The 15,945-nt window shown below is 61.7% G+C and carries 10 protein-coding genes and 1 pseudogene; all 11 read right to left on the reverse strand.

Annotation, left to right across the window (positions count from 1 at the left end; all coding sequences use genetic code 11):
• Positions 1–6: 6 nt before the first annotated feature.
• Positions 7–1,089, reverse strand: a complete 1,083-nt coding sequence (locus ACZ41T_RS07125; protein ID WP_464923770.1) for a class I SAM-dependent methyltransferase — start codon at positions 1,087–1,089, stop codon at positions 7–9.
• Complete coding sequence (locus tag ACZ41T_RS07130; RefSeq protein WP_464923771.1) at positions 1,086–2,105, reverse strand: sulfotransferase; 1,020 nt, start codon at positions 2,103–2,105, stop codon at positions 1,086–1,088. Before ACZ41T_RS07130 ends, ACZ41T_RS07125 begins: the two co-directional genes overlap by 4 nt.
• Complete coding sequence (locus ACZ41T_RS07135; RefSeq protein ID WP_464923772.1) at positions 2,095–2,820, reverse strand: WbqC family protein; 726 nt, start codon at positions 2,818–2,820, stop codon at positions 2,095–2,097. Before ACZ41T_RS07135 ends, ACZ41T_RS07130 begins: the two co-directional genes overlap by 11 nt.
• A 6-nt stretch (positions 2,821–2,826) precedes the next feature.
• A complete protein-coding gene (locus ACZ41T_RS07140) occupies positions 2,827–3,945 on the reverse strand; it encodes a DegT/DnrJ/EryC1/StrS family aminotransferase (RefSeq protein WP_464923773.1) in 1,119 nt (372 codons plus the stop codon).
• On the reverse strand, positions 3,942–6,458 hold the full coding sequence (locus ACZ41T_RS07145; protein WP_464923939.1) for a tetratricopeptide repeat protein: 2,517 nt from the start codon (positions 6,456–6,458) through the stop codon (positions 3,942–3,944). Before ACZ41T_RS07145 ends, ACZ41T_RS07140 begins: the two co-directional genes overlap by 4 nt.
• Positions 6,459–6,692: 234 nt before the next feature.
• A pseudogene (locus ACZ41T_RS07150) lies at positions 6,693–6,950 on the reverse strand (tetratricopeptide repeat protein); the annotation flags it as partial.
• Between the two features lie 290 nt (positions 6,951–7,240).
• On the reverse strand, positions 7,241–9,094 hold the full coding sequence (locus tag ACZ41T_RS07155; RefSeq protein ID WP_464923774.1) for a cation:proton antiporter: 1,854 nt from the start codon (positions 9,092–9,094) through the stop codon (positions 7,241–7,243).
• 147 nt (positions 9,095–9,241) lie between these two features.
• Positions 9,242–10,255: a dihydroorotate dehydrogenase-like protein gene (locus ACZ41T_RS07160; protein ID WP_464923775.1), complete on the reverse strand. Its 1,014-nt coding sequence runs from the start codon at positions 10,253–10,255 to the stop codon at positions 9,242–9,244.
• A gap of 1 nt (position 10,256) precedes the next feature.
• Positions 10,257–14,033 (reverse strand): pyruvate:ferredoxin (flavodoxin) oxidoreductase, encoded by a 3,777-nt coding sequence (gene nifJ / locus ACZ41T_RS07165; RefSeq protein WP_464923776.1) that lies wholly within the window; start codon positions 14,031–14,033, stop codon positions 10,257–10,259.
• A gap of 138 nt (positions 14,034–14,171) precedes the next feature.
• Positions 14,172–15,611 carry a siroheme synthase CysG gene (gene cysG, locus ACZ41T_RS07170; RefSeq protein ID WP_464923777.1) on the reverse strand — a complete coding sequence of 480 codons (1,440 nt, stop codon included), beginning with the start codon at positions 15,609–15,611 and terminating at the stop codon, positions 14,172–14,174.
• Between the two features lie 3 nt (positions 15,612–15,614).
• Positions 15,615–15,938: an iron-sulfur cluster biosynthesis family protein gene (locus ACZ41T_RS07175; RefSeq protein ID WP_464923778.1), complete on the reverse strand. Its 324-nt coding sequence runs from the start codon at positions 15,936–15,938 to the stop codon at positions 15,615–15,617.
• Positions 15,939–15,945 lie beyond the last annotated feature (7 nt).

Genomic DNA, 15,945 nt, shown 5'->3' on the forward strand with positions numbered 1-15,945 from the left:
GCCTGCTCAGAGCTGAACAAACAGCGTGTCGGCCGCGACAAAAGCGGTTTTCACCGCGCGCCGGGCCAGCAGTTCATCGCCTGCCCGCTGCGGACCATCCCCAAACGCCCACACATAGTCATCCAGCAACACCCAGCCCCCATCCTGTACAAACGGCAGCCATGTCTCGAGATCGCGCATGACGGCCTCGTATCTGTGATTGCCGTCGATATGCAACAGCGCAATGCTGCCCTGCACCGGCGTGCTGCCAAATTCATCCGAGCAAATCCAACCGTCGGACGCCGCCTGTCGATAGGCCGTTGCCGCGTCCTCGGAAGGCTGCCGCACGTAATTGACGTTGTCGAACATGGCGAGCGAGGCGGCAAACCCGAGAAAAACCTGCTGCCAGTCACGGCTCGCGACGGCAGCGTTGATCAGATGGGCCTGCTCGCCCTGATTCCGAATCGATGCAATTTCCCACGGATCCACGCAAATCACGCTACCGACATGATGAAAGTGGGCGAGCCATGTCAGCGCAAAAGCCGACTTCCCATACAGGGAACCGATCTCGACCACATCTCCGGGCCCGATTTGCCGCGCAATCTGGGTCAGGGCGAACAGCTTGGTGTTGTCGCTTTGGCCGGGGATCAGGTTGTAGGCACGGTGGAGTCCCGCGTAGGTGGCCAGGGGTAAGGCGGATGACGGCGCGAAGGGCAACAGGGGGCGTGACGCCAGGCTGGCTTCGGCCCATTGGTAGGACGTGCCGTAGGCCTGCCAGTCCATTTCATAGGGCGACTCGTTGCATACCCTGAAGCGGGCTGGAAAATCCGCCTTCTGGCATAGCGCATTGAGATGCCACCAGATCGCCGGATGCGGCGCAAACACCCGGTCGGCCTGATGTTGTTCAAGCAAGGCTGCAAGCGCAGAATCGAAATCCGGCGCGGTGACGTAAGGCAACACGGCAATCGTGTATTCCGAATACAAGCCGGGATCAACCGGCTCCGACGACGCGACGACCACGGAAAAACCCAACTGCCTGGCAGTATGGGCAAAGGCAACCGACTGCGGCATGTCGATCGGGAAGACCAGCACGGACGGCCGCGGGGTCAAGCCTCGCTCCCATCCGACGAACGCTCAAAATCCGCAAGCGATCGCTCGATAGTCTGCCGGTTCGGAATCGCGCCACGTTTAATGTCAAACCGATCGGGCCCGACATACCCGGTATTCCGCATGCCCAGTTTGGCCTTCAACTGATCGAAAACCGCTGCCGGCTGCCGGCAGAAATCCTCGTACTGCACCACGAGCTTTCTCGATTCATCCACACTTGCCATGCCTTGCGTGACGGCCCGGTTGATGTAATGCAACTGGCCGGCCGATTGGGCGACGGGGTCCAGGTTCTGCAACTGCGGGTACTCGGGAATCTTGAATGAATACCATGCATTTTCGCTACCGAGTTGCCGCTTGCGCGCCTCCAGAATGGAGGCCACGTTGGCCACCGGGTCGCGCTTGATCTGCACGAACAATGCTTGTTTGAATATCGCATCCAGAAACGGAATGTTGTAGTTGAGGATCATGCTCTTGAGCGCGAAGGGCTTGCCGAACACCTGAGTCAGGGCCGACAGCTCGGACACCAGTCTTGGCTGGTCGACGACTTCAAACAGCGTTTGATCCGGAAGCCAGTCGAGTTCCCGGAAAGGCAGAAATCGCCGCCAGAAATACCAGAACTCATTCGGGGCGAGCGCGCCCCGTGTCTTGCCATTTTCCGATTCGAACGCAACGGGACAGTTGAAATCGAGAATCTCGTTGCGGAAGTTGAACTGCGGATCCGTCAGCAGCAACTGGATCTGTGCGCCCATCGCGGGGGCGCCATAAAAGCGCGACAGCAGATTGGTCGGGTAGGCCACGACTCCGGTACTCGCCAGCCACTGCATGAACAGCGTGGTGCCGCTTCTGAGCGGACCCATCACGAACACGATGGGATAGTCGGGTCCGAGGTCTGACGCATTTGAAAGCAACGTGTCCTCGGCGCATTGCAGCGTGTCATTCAGCCGGCCCAACAGATCTTCCAGCTGGACGTTGCGTTTGAACACCTCAACACGTTGCGTTTCTTCCGGCTTAATGGGCATGAGTCGCCGTATCGCTGATCAAATCGAATGCGCCCAGATACGGCCTGATTTCAACAGGCCCGAGCGACATCAGTGCATCGATGATGGACAGGTTGGGCACGAACTTCGCGGTGCGTTGTGTGTAAGACAGGGGTTGCATGATAATAAAAGTCAGGTCGATGCCGGCACGGTGAAAGGCCTCGTATTCATAAAGCGTGCGCCCTCCCTGTGCGTTGATGTAAATATGTGCGCCTTCGCGTTTGCAGATATCGAGAACGCGTTCCTGACCTGTCAGCTGATCGTTGTGATAACCACGACTGGACATCACGAACTCGGTGCGGATGCCCATGAACGAGGCAAGGGTCTGCAATTGATGCGCGAGATACCCGGACAAATTATCGGTATCGTGACGGAGCAGCGTCTCGATGACAGGAAACACCTCGGGAAAGCAGGGGGCGTTTCGATAGGTCAGCTCGACCATCTTGACCAGTTTGTCGCGCCACGAAACCGAGGGCAGCAGCGAAATATCGCAGATGCGTCTGAACGGTGACGGCTGCTGCAATGGTGCGGTGATATAGGCAGGTTCGCCGTTGATCGGTATGCGGTTACGATTAATCCAGCCACCCTTGATGTAGTTCACATCGTCATAGATGACAAAGCGGTCGACGGCCTGGATCAGTTGCCAGTAGCCCATGTAGGGAAAGAAATAAGGCTGCATGATGGCCAGTTTTGCCATGGTCCGTCAGCCCGCGATCAACCCGATCACACTCTCGATCTGCTCATCGGTCAGCCCCGGGTAGATCGGCAGGCATATCACCTGTGACGCGGCTTCGCGAGCAACCGGCAGGTTGGCATGGGCCGCCGACGGCATGCCGCGATACATCGGAAAATCGCTGATCAGGGGATAAAAATAGCGCCTCGCATAAATGCCATGGTCGCTCAGTTCATGATAGAGCGCATCCCGGCTGAGCGGATAGTCGGGCCGCACCATGATCGGGAAGTAGGAATGGTTGACGACGTCCTCCCCCGCATCGCTCAGGCAACGAATGCCGGTTACCCCGGCCAGGCCCTTGCGGTAGCGTGCGTCGATTGTCTGGCGCTGCTGCAGTGCGGCATCGATTCCCTTCAACTGCAGCATGCCGAAGGCTGCATTGATTTCGCTCATCTTGCCATTGATGCCGGAAGCTACGACGGTAGTCTCATCCACGAACCCGAAGTTTTTCAGGTGGTCGATGTGTCGCTTGGTCTTGGCATCCTGGCAGACGATGGCGCCGCCTTCGAAGGTGTTGAACACCTTGGTTGCGTGAAAGCTCAGGATCGACAGGTCGCCATGATTCAACACGCTTTCGCCCTGACTTTGCACGCCAAACGCATGCGCTGCATCGTAGATCACGCGCAGGCCGTAGTTGTCTGCGATCTCCTGGATGCGCACCACGTCGCAGGGGCAGCCGTAGCAATGCACCGGCATGATGGCCGTTGTGTGCGGGGTAATGGCGGCTTCGATCTTGTCGGGGTCGAGGTTGAGCGTGACCGGATCGACATCGACAAACACGGGTCGAATGCCGTTCCACAACAGCGAGTGGGCGGTCGCCACAAATGAATAGGGCGTGGTGATGACTTCGCCTGTAATGCGCAATGACTGAAGGGCGGTGACCAGGGCCAGCGTGCCGTTGGTGAACAATGCGATGTGCTTCACCCCGAGGTAATCGCACAGGGCCTGCTCGAACTGCCTGTGAAACGGGCCATTATTGGTCAGCCACTTGCTGTCCCAAATTTGCTCCAGATACGGCATGAATTCGGCCAGTGGCGGCAATACCGGTTGCGTCACATACAGCGGTCGTTTTTTATCAGCGCCCATCATGGTTCTTCATCCGGTGACGCACACGCCAATTCGTTCATGGGTACGTCGAACGATTCGGCCGGCAGGGCTGCACACCAGCGGCGCCACATCGTCCGCAACGCATCATTCAATCCGGCGGCAATGCAGGCGGACTGGCGCAACGGCGACTGCAGCAGATGCGCGCGCAAGCCCGCGCGCAGTTCGGCAAGGGCAGCCAGATTGTCGGCCCAAAACAGGCCGCGCGTCACGAAACCTTCGGCCGTCTCGACCACAAAATCCTGCAGCCCGACCCGCGACAAAATCGCCGCGCCCACCCGCCCCGGCATGCTGTTTCCAGCCAGGGTCAGGGTCGGCACGCCCATCCACAGGGCGTGATGGGTCGTGGTGCCGCCATTGTAGGGAAAGCTGTCGAGGCAAAGGTCCACCTGCCGGTGCAGTTTCAGGTAGTGTTCCATGCCGCTGCGAGGATGAAAATCCAGGCGGTCGCGCGCAATGCCTTCTTCTGCAAACCATTCGATGAGCGTGTCATACTGACCCTCGCAGGGCATCGCGCCCAGCAGCATGCGCGAATCGGGCAGCGCACGCAGCAATTGCGACCACAGTTCGATGACGGTCCGCCGCAACTTGTTGGGCCGGTTGAAACTGCCAAACGTCACATGGCCGTTGCCCAGCGCCGGCAGGACGCTGACCGGCGGCGCAAATACGGACGGCAGAAACGGAGCATTGGCCGGCAGGCGCACGATTTTCTCGGTGAACTGATCGTCGAGCGTCCCCGGCGGCAACAGGAAGCGATCGGCCAGGTAGTAATCCATGGCCGTCAGGCCGGTGGTGCCTGGATAGCCGATCCAGCTGGCCTGAATGGGCGCGGGTTTGCGGGCAAAGACCAGCAGGCGATTTCCCGCCGTGTGGCCCGTGAGATCGATCAGGATGTCGATTCCGTCCGCCCGGATTGTGTCCGCCAGCGCATCATCCGACAGCCCGGCAACCGGGTTCCAATGCGCAAAGTGACCGCGCAACCGTTGCGTGACCGGGTCATTAATCAAATTATTGTAATACGCGTGCAGCGTCAGTTCCGGGTAGCCGGACAAATGAATCAGCACCGGCTCGATGAAAGGCGCCACGGCATGGTCGTAAAAATCCGTCGAGACAAAGCCGATCTGCAGGCGGCGGTCGGGATCACGCAAATGGACGTGCGCAGGCCACTGTGTTTTGAGGGCGGGCTCGAACTGCTCGCCAAAGCGGGCGTGTTCTGAAAATACCGATTGCGCATCCGCCGTGGCGCTGAGCGTCAGGTAATACAGCAGGTTGCTGTAAAGCGGTGCAAAGTCCGGTTTGATTTGCAGCGCCTGGCGAAAATGGGCTTCCGCCTCCTCCAGCCGGCCCACGCCGAGAAGGATCTGCCCCAGGTTGCTCAGGGTGCCGGCATGATCCGGCGTGTGCTGCAAGATCCGGCGGAAACAGGCCTCGGCCTGATCGAGCTGGCCCAGATCCTGAAGCGTCAGCCCCAGATGATTGTGTGTCTTCACGTCATCCGGGCTGATTGCCAGCGCCTGTCGAAAGCTGGCCTCAGCCTCCTCCAGACGCCCCAGACGGCGCAGAAAGCGGCCCAGATTGGCATGAATACGGGCCTCCTCCGGCGCGACCTGCAGCGCCTTGCGGAAGCTCGCTTCGGCTTCCTTCAGGCGCTCCAGATAACACAACAGGTTGCCGCGATTATCGTGTGCCCTCGCATCATCCGGGTTGATCAGCAGCGCCATCTGAAAATGCGCGTCCGCCTCGTTCAAGCGCCCCATTTCCTGCAGGGTCACGCCCAGGTTGTTATGGCTTTGGGCATCATCCGGATTGCGTTGCAGCGCCTGCCTGAAGCTGGCCTCGGCCTCGTCCAGACGGCCCTGTTTCTGCAGCATATTGCCCAGGTTGCCGTGCGCCTCGGCATAGCCCGGATCAATCTGCAGCGCACGCAGGTAACTGGTCTCTGCCTCGTCCAGACGCTCCAGCCCCTGCAGCGTAATGCCCAGATTGTTATGCGCCATGGCGTTATCCGGCTGCAGCTGCAGCGCCCGCCGGCAACTGGGCTCGGCTTCGTCCAGCCGGCCCTGTGCCTGCAGGGTGGCGCCCAGATTGCTGTGGGCCTCGGCCGAATCCGGCCTGAACTGCAGCGCGTGGCGAAGATTTTGTTCGGCCTCGTCCAGGCGACCCAGTTTATTCAGCGTCACGCCCAGGTTCAGGTACGCATCGGCATAGCCCGGATCGATCTGCAGCGCGCGCCGGTAACCGGCCTCGGCCTCGTCCAGTCGGCCCAGTTCCTGCAGGGTCACGCTCAGGTTGTAGTGTGATTCGACGTCAGTGGGCAACAACATAGCGGCTTTCCGCATCGGTTCCAGCGCGTCCAGCCCCCTGCCCAGTAGCTTGAGTGCGACGCCCAGAATCTTCCAGCTAAACCCATGCAAGGGATAGTGCACCGTCAGCCTCTGCGCAAGGGTTGCAACCTCCGCGTAGTGCCCTTCACCGAACAGCGCCACGATCACATCCATGTCTTGATGACTGGGGGTATTCCCATGCAGCGGACCCGCCAGTGAAGCAGGATCCGATTCCTCATCATCCCGCAGGGCCAAGCCCCCTTGCACTTCAACCGATGCGCTCCCATTCAGGCGCGCCGCCAATGCATCTACCTCTTCCCCCTGCAAACCCTGCTGGCGGGCAAGCACCAATACGGCACGCGCGTCCTCCTGCAGGCCCGCCTGAAACAAGGCGTCAATGTAATTCAGCCAGTATTGTCCGCATGTCGGATCGGCATCCAGCGCCGCCATAAAATACGGCAAACCTGCAGCGGGCTGCTGTGCTTGAATCGCGATCACTCCAAGATTGTGGTTTGCCTCAGGGTGGCCGGGCTGATTTTGCAGGATGGCCTGATAAAGCTCTCCAGCTTCCTGAAGCCGCCCCGACTGATGGTGCGCAATGGCCTGTTGCAACAGTTGATCTGTCGCTTGTGACACAGGTTGCAACTGGGTGACGTTGGATGTCATTTGGGTCGGCTCGGGAATTTGAATTTTGCACTTGTATTGTGCGGACTTACACTACGGACAAAACAAAGAGAAACCCTGTTTTTGTAGTGCTTTTCTTGTAGTCGAGGAATCCGGCCGCAGCCTGTCGGCGTACATCGGTGAAGTGGGAGACAAATTCGACCGTGGGTCGGCCCATTCGACGTTTGAGAAATAGGACTCTACTTGGCTGATCAGCCAAGTACCCAAGGCCCAGAAAATCCCGAACCCACCCTCAATGGGCTTCCCGCAACCAACCTGGGACAGCACAGGCGCTACTGCTGCCCGGCTTGAGTCTGGTTCGGCTTGCCCTTGCCAACGGACAGCTCGGCAAGTTCAGCTCCTTCGGTCTGTTTCAGGACCAGGCTGATCAGGGTCTGACCGACGTGCGGCTTGATTTTCCCTTCGACCGTAAAGATCTGAAGCGTACCCTCTTCGGTGATCAGGAACAGCGGCTTAACCTGGCCCCCATACTGAGCCTTCAATTCCTCAATACCGAATTCTTCGCTCAATCGTGTTTTCTTGACGACCGCCTCATCGGTAAACCACCGCGTCAGGGCTGCGTGGGTCATGTCCTTGCCGAACAAGAAGCGCCCTCTGAGATGACGGGAATGAGCCTCGATCTGTTCCTCGTCTTCGGGCATCAGCTGGTAGGCGTGCGCACGCCCGAACAAGGGCGAGAAATGCAGCGCCGCCAGCGAATTGACATCGTCGTTGCCGGTCATGGCCATGAGTTTCCCGATCCCGCTGATCTCGACACGGTCCAGCACGGTGTCGGAAAAAATACTGACATAAAAAGCGGGAATGCCTGCCATCCGTGCAGCAGACACATTGTGCTGGCTGTTGTCTACCAGCATGACCGAGTAGCCTTCATTCTGGAGCATTTTGGCCATCTCGCGCACCCAGAAGCGCCCGCCCAGAAACAGCACGCCTTGTGGCTCCGCTTTGGACAGTCCAAGCCGTCGCGCAACCAGCGGGGTAGTCAGGCCATACAGCGCCACGGTACAGATAATGACGAAAAAAGTCTGCGGGACCAGCACATCCGCACCCGGCAGTCCGACTTCCTCCATGCGTAGCGCGAACACCGATGCCACGGCAGCGGCGACGATGCCGCGCGGGGCCATCCAGGATAAAAACAGCTTCTCCCTGAAACTGAGCTTGCTTCCCAGCGTGGCGGCAAAGACGGCGGCAGGACGTGCGACGAACACCAGGATCAGTACGAATGCAAAACTGGCGATCCCGATCTGGTCGAGATCCGCCGGCTTGAGATGCGCAGCCAGCAGAATGAACACGGCCGCGATCAGCAGCACCCGCAGGTTTTCCTTGAACTCGACGATGTGATTGATCGGAACGGCTTTCTGGTTGGCCATGGCAAAACCCATGATCGTCACCGCAAGCAGGCCCGATTCGGACTGCAGCAGATTGGCGCCGGTAAAGACCGCGACGACGAACATGACGGCCACTGAATTTTGCAGAGCGTCTGGAATCAGGTCGCGCTTCAGGCACAGCCCCAGGATCAATGCGCCGAACAGGCCGGCAAGCGTCCCGAACCCGATGGTTTTCAGCACGCCGACAGTCATCACCATTTCATGTTCGGCGCCCGAGTAGACGGTGACCTGAAACACCAGTACCGCCAGCATGGCACCGATCGGATCAATGACGATCCCTTCCCATTTCAGGATGGCGCCGCTCTGGCCTGTGGGCCGGATGAATCGCAGCATCGGTCCGACGACCGTGGGACCGGTGACCACCAGCACCGCGCCCAGCAGGGTCGCCAGCGACCAGTCGAGTCCAAGGACCCAGTGTGCTGCAAGGGTGCCAGTGGCCCAGGTAATGCCTGCACCCAGGGTGACCAGCCACGCCGTCACGCTGCCAATGGCGCGAAATTCCTTCACCGACAGGCTGAGGCCGCCTTCGAACAGGATGACCGCGACCGCGAGCGAGACCACCGGATAAAGCAGCGATCCCAGCAACTCGCCGGGATTGACCCAGCCCAGCACCGGCCCGGCCACGATCCCGAATACCAGTAACAGCAGAATCGATGGAATGTGCAAGCGCCAGCCCAGCCACTGGGCGGCAATGCCAAGGATGACGACGGCGCTGAGGCTGACCAGGGCATGTTCAACCATGTCGTACGCTCAAGCCTTGCAAAATGGCATCCTGGCTGTCTGCGGCAGGCCGCAGGGATAGGGGGAATGAGCCCGATTGTATAACGGGTTCGGGCGCGTCAAGAAAGCCGCAGCCGGACCTTATACGTGGGTTGTCTGTTCCAGGATTCAGGACCAGACGCCTGGCCGCGTGGTAAAGCTGTCCAGCACACGCAGATAACTCGCGCGCGCGACAAGCGAAGGATCGGGCAGATTCTTCTGGCTCATGCAGCCCCTCAGCTGGGCAACCGAGACATATTCCCTTTCCTCCATCCAGTGCTGCATAGCGGCAAGGATTTCGGCCAGTTTGGCGGGGCCGTGCTGCAACAGGCAGGACGCCATATGCACGACGTCGGCGCCGGCCAGCAAAAGCTTCAATGCCTCGCGCTCGCTATGGATACCACCGGTGGCGGCGAGCGTTAGCCGGGTGCGGCCATGCAGGATGGCGATCCAGCGGATGCGCAGCAGCGCCTCGTCGGGCGATGAAAGATGCAGCTGATCGGTCATGCACAGCTCGTCGAGGTCGATATCCGGCTGGTAGAAGCGGTTGAACAGGGCGACGCCCTGTGCGCCGGCATGTTCGAGCTGCTGCACGAAATGCGGCAGCGAAGAAAAATAGGGCGACAGCTTCATCACGATGGGCAGGCTCACCGCGCGGCGCAATCCGATGAGCAGGCTGAGATAGCGCGCTTCCACCGTCGCACCGGTATGCCGGGTACTGGCGGCGACGTGGTAGACGTTGAGCTCCAGCGCATCGGCGCCGGCTTTCTCCAGTTCGCGGCCGAGCTCCACCCAGCCGGACGGGGACACGCCGTTGAGGCTCGCCACCACGGGAATTTCGAGACGGCGCTTCAGCTGTTGCAGGTGCGCCAGATAGCGTTCGAGCCCGCCCTGAAATTCACCATGACCGGGCAGAAAGCCATCCGCTTCGCTGTGCCCGAGACCGGCATGCAGCAGGAAGCGGTCCAGCATCGCGTCCTCCGTCCGCAATTCCTCCTCGAACAGCGAATACATCACCAGCGCGGCGGCGCCGGCGTCCTCCAGCCGCAGCGCAATGTCGACATCTTTCGACAGCGGCGAGGCGGAGGGCACCAGCGGATTCTTCAGTTTGAGGCCGAGATAGTCGGTGGAGAGGTCGATCATGTCAGTCTCCGGATTTGGGTTCGTCGGCAGGGCCCTGCACCCGCGAGGAGTACGCCGCCAGACTCTCGCCCTCCGGGCGGTGCGTGGTTGTTGCCGACTTGTCGGCTTTACAACCACGGCCTGCCCCTTGCGGGTGGTCTTGGCGCAGCGCCATCTCCTGGTAGTCCTTGAAGCGCCGTTCAGCCTCCTTCTGCGCTTCTTCCAGGAAATACTGCGCGGCTGCGGGATGGCTGCGCGCAAGCATGGCAAAGCGGGTTTCCGATTCCATGAAGGCCTTGATCGGCTGACTGGGTGCGGCGGAATCGAGCTTGAAGGGATTGCCGCCGGCTTCCGCCTGCCGCGGGTCGAAACGAAATAGCGGCCAGTGCCCGCTCTTCACCGCGAGTTGCTGCTGGCGCTGGTTGTAGAGCATATCGTAGCCGTGGGCGATACACGGGCTGTAGGCGACGATGAGCGCAGGACCGTCATAGGCCTCGGCCTCCTGGAACACGCGCAAGGTCTGGGTGTCCTTGGCGCCGTAAGCGACGGTGGCGACATAGACGTGGTTGTAGTTGCTCGCCAGCTTGGCGAGATCCTTTTTTGTCGTGGCCTTGCCGCCGGCGGAGAACTTGGCGACCGCGCCGAGCGGGGTGGCCTTGGAGGTCTGGCCGCCGGTGTTCGAGTACACCTCGGTGTCGAGCACCAGAATGTTGACGTCGTACGGCAGCGCCAGTACATGGTCAAGGCCGCCGAAACCGATGTCGTAGGCCCAGCCGTCGCCGCCGATGATCCATACCGAGCGGCGGATCAGCCACTCGGCGACGCTGGTAAGTTCCCCGGCGCGCGGATGGCTTGAGGTCGCCAGTTTTTCAAGCAGCAGGGCGACACGGCCGCGCTGCTCATAAAGCCCCGCCTCCTCGCGCTGGTCCGCTTTAACCAGCGCTTCGGCAAGGTCGCCGCCGATTTCGCCGGCCATCTCTTTCACCAGCTGCTGCGCGTAGCCCATCAATTGGTCGGCGGCAAGGCGCATACCGAGGCCGAATTCGGCATTGTCCTCGAACAGCGAATTGCTCCACGCCGGGCCGCGGCCGGCGCCGTTCACCGTGTAGGGCGTGGAGGGCAGGTTGCCGCCGTAGATCGACGAGCATCCGGTGGCGTTGGCAATCAGCATGCGGTCGCCGAAGAGTTGCGTAGCCAGCCGGATGTAGGGCGTCTCGCCGCAGCCGGCGCAAGCGCCGGAAAACTCGAACAGCGGATCGAGCAGCATGGCGCTGGGGATGGTGTTGTGTTTGATCGCGCTGCGGTCGAACTCGGGCAGGCGCAGGAAGAAGGCGAGGTTGTCGCGTTCCCGATCAACCAGCGGCGCGATCGGCGCCATGTTCACCGCGCGCCGGCTGACGTTCGACTTGTCGTGGATCGGGCAGGCTTCGACGCAGTCGCCGCAGCCGGTGCAGTCCTCCGGCGCTACCTGGTAGCTGATGTGGGTGCCGACAGGAAAGTCCTTGCTCTTCGCCGGAACGTGCTTGAAGGTCGGCGGAGCATCCTTCGCTGCCGCCGCATCGAAGACGCGCGCGCGGATCGCGGTATGTGGGCAGACGAACACGCACTTGCCGCACTGGGTGCACAGATCCGCATCCCACACCGGGATTTCCAGCGCGATGTTGCGCTTCTCGTATTGCGCGGTACCAAGCGGATAGGTACCGTCGGCGGGTATCAGGGACACCGGAAGGCGATCGCCATGACCCCGGTAAATCGGCAGGGTGAGGTCGCGCACGAAGTCGGGAATGCCCGCATCCGTCGCATCGTCCGGTGCCAGCCCGGACACGCTTCCGATGGCTTCCGCTGGCGGAATGGCGACCTGGTGCAGCTCCGCCAGCGTCATGTCGATCGCGCGGTAATTCAGTTCCACCAGGCGACGGCTCTTCTTGCCGTAGGTCTTGTCGACCGCGTGCTTGATCGCGGTAATTGCCTCGTCCTTCGGCAGGATGCCGGAGATGGCGAAGAAGCAGGTCTGCATGATGGTGTTGATGCGCCGTCCCATGCCGGCTTCCGCAGCGACGGCGTAGGCGTCGATCACCCACAGCCGCAGGCGCTTGTCGCGAATCTGTGCGCGCATCTTCTGCGGCAAGCTGTCCCAGACCCGATCCGGCGGCGCCGGGGTGTTGAGCAGGAAAACCCCTTCCGGCGCGGCGTGTTCCAGCAGGTCGTAGCGTTCGACGAACACCGGCTGGTGGCAGGCGACGAAGCCGGCCATGCCCGCCTCCACCAGGTAGGTGGAGCGGATCGTCGCCGGACCGAAGCGCAGATGCGACACCGTCACCGCGCCGGACTTCTTCGAGTCGTAGACGAAGAAGCCCTGCGCCTGCAGCGTGGTGGTCTCGCCGAGGATCTTGATCGAGTTTTTGTTGGCCGACACTGTGCCGTCGGCGCCGAGCCCCCAGAACACGGCGTGCTGAAGCTGCCGCGAGGCGTCGGTACGGAAGTCCGTATCCCATGCCAGCGACAGGTGGGTGAGGTCGTCGTGGATGCCGACGGTGAACTGACGTTTGGGCGCGGCCTGCGCCAGTTCGTCGAACACCGCCTTCACCATGCCGGGGGTGAACTCCTTGCTTGCCAGACCGTAGCGGCCGCCGATGACCCTGGGCATGGCGCGCGCGCCGTCCGCCGCCGCCTGCGCCAGCGCGGTCACCACGTCTTTGTAGAGCGGCTCGCCGTCGGCGCCCGGCTCCTTGCTGCGGTCGAGCACGGCGACGGACTTCACCGTGGCCGGCAGCGCATCGAGCAGCGCGCCCGGCGAAAACGGCCGGTACAGCCGCACCTTCAGTACCCCCACCTTGTCGCTGTGGGCGACGAGATGCTCGACGGTCTCGTGCACGGTTTCGGCGCCGGAGCCCATCAGCACGATCACCCGCACTGCATCCGCTGCGCCCACGTATTCGAACAGCTTGTAATGCCGCCCGGTGAACCCGCCGAAGCGGTCCATCGCGTCCTGCACGATCCGCGGAAATTCGTCGTAGAACGGATTGGCGCGCTCGCGCGACTGGAAGAACACATCCGGGTTCTGCGAGGTGCCGCGCAGCACCGGATGCTCGGGCGACAGTGCGCGTGCCCGGTGTGCGGCGATGAGTCCGGCGTCGAGCATGGCGCGCACGGTGTCTGTTTCCACCGCGACGATCTTCGCCACCTCGTGCGAAGTGCGAAAGCCGTCGAAGAAATGAATGACGGGAAGGCGCCCGGCCAGCGTTATCGCCTGCGCGATCAGGGCGAAATCCTGTGCTTCCTGCGGTGAATTGGCGGCGAGCATGGCGCAGCCGGTAGCCCTGGCCGCCATGACGTCGGAATGGTCGCCGAAGATCGACAGCGCATGGGTTGCCAGCGTGCGCGCTGCGACGTGCAGCACGAACGGCGTCAGCTCACCGGCGATCTTGTAGAGGTTGGGAATCATCAGGAGCAGGCCCTGGCTGGCGGTGAAGCTGGTCGCCAGCGCGCCGGCGGTGAGCGCGCCATGCAGTGCGCCAGCGGCGCCGCCTTCCGACTGCATCTCGATGATTTTCGGCACCGCGCCCCACAGGTTGGGACGGCCCTGGGTGGCCCACTCGTCGGCCCACTCACCCATGCTGGATGCCGGCGTGATGGGATAAATGGCGATCACCTCGTTGCCGAGGTAGGCGATGCGGGCAACGGCCTCGTTGGCGTCGATGGTGAGCGTGGTTCTTGACGCTTTATCCGAAGGTGTACCTCTTGGGACAGCGTCTTTGGAATCACGGCCAGGCCCTTGCGGGAGGAGCGTGGTGGTCATGGCAGGTGCTTGCGGGATAAATCCATCCTGCATTCTAGACCTACGCTGCGAATCGACCAGTCAAAGGCGGCGAATCGGCCCGGCGCGGGGATGCCAGGTCCTGGTCAACGCCGGCTATGCGACGCCGCCATCCCTTGGTCAGGGCAGGTGATCCGGCACTTCGAGCGGGGTGCGGTGCGTCTGCTCGCCGTGCAGTTCGGGCTGAAACCAGCCGAGCTTTTCACGCAGCTTGACGACGTTGCCGACGATGATGAGGGTAGGCGCCTTGAGTCCGGCCTCCACAGCCAGCGCGGGCAGCGTGTCGAGGTTGCCAATGATGACGCGCTGGGTCGGCAGCGTGCCGTGCTGCACAATGGCGGCCGGGGTATCGGGCGTCAGGCCGTGCTTGACCAGTTCTTCGCAAAGCAGCGGCAGGCCTTTCAGCCCCATGTAGATGACGATGGTCTGGTCTTTCCGCGCGATGCCTTCCCAGTTCATGTTGAAGGTATTTTCCTTCAGATGGCCGGTAACGAAGACGACCGACTGCGCATAGTCGCGGTGGGTGAGCGGAATCCCTGCGTAGGACGCCACGCCGGCGGCGGCGGTGATGCCGGGGACCACCTGGAAAGTCACGCCGTGCTCGGCCAGGGTTTCGATTTCTTCGCCACCGCGCCCGAAGATGAAGGGGTCGCCGCCCTTGAGGCGCAGTACGCGCTTGCCTTCCTGGGCCAGACGCACCAGCATGAGGTTGATCTCTTCCTGCGGCACCGCATGGTCGTCGCGTTCCTTGCCGACGTAGATGCGCTCGGCGTCGCGCCGGCACATATCGAGGATCGGCTGAGAAACGAGGCGGTCGTGTACGATGACGTCGGCCTGCTGCATCAGCCGCAGCGCGCGGAAGGTCAAGAGGTCCGGATTGCCCGGACCGGCGCCGACCAGATAGACCTCGCCGCGGCGGATCTCGTGCTCGCCGCCATCCTGGATCATGGCTTCAAGCTGTGACTCGGCCTCGGCGTCGCGCCCGGAAAATACCATTTCGGCGACCGGCGAGAGGAACACCTTTTCCCAGAAAGCGCGGCGTTGTTGCGGTTTGATCGCAGCGCGTACGCGATCCTTGTAGCGCGCAGCCAGCGCGGAGAGGCGGCCGTAGGCCGCAGGGACCATGGTTTCCAGCCGCGCGCGCAGCATGCGCGCCAGCACCGGCGATTCGCCGCCGCTGGAGACCGCCACCATGATCGGCGAACGGTCGATGATCGAGGGCAGGATGAAGCTGCACAACGCGGGCTTGTCCGCCACGTTGACCGGGATGTGCCGCGCGCGTGCAGCATCGGCGACTGCCCTGGCGAGTGACTCGTCTTTCTCGACCACGATCACCGCGTCCTTGTCATCGAGCAGGGCGGGCGTGAACGTATCCGCCACCCGGTTCAAATGCTCGGCATGCGGCAGGCGTGCGAAACTTTCATGCAAGCCGAGGGCGGCGACATCGACCCGTGCGCCTGCGCGCAACAGCAGTTCAGCCTTGCGCGCGGCGGTTTCGGAGCCGCCAACCACCAGACAGTGGCGGTCGCGCAGGTCGAGGAAAATCGGTAGATAGTTCATGGTTTACTCGTCGATGGACGCGGCTTCGTCGGCCGATTCGTCGGAATACGGCGGAATGAAGATGAAGCGCATGTCGCCCGGGGTCAGTTCGACGAAATCGAGCGTCACGCCCTGCAGGTACGGCGTGCTCGATGACGCGATCAGGATTTCGATGCCATTGACGACGAGATGTTCGTCCGCCTCGCGTTCGGTATCGAAGCCCATGCCAAAGTTCACACTGCCGTCGTCCTCCTGATAGGCTGCCACACGCAGGATCATTTCGAATACATCGGGATTGTTGTTGGCGGCGCGAATCTGCGCCGCGGCGGCGTCGGTGATCGTGATCATGAGTGTT

This window comes from Thiobacillus thiophilus (genome assembly GCF_055378705.1).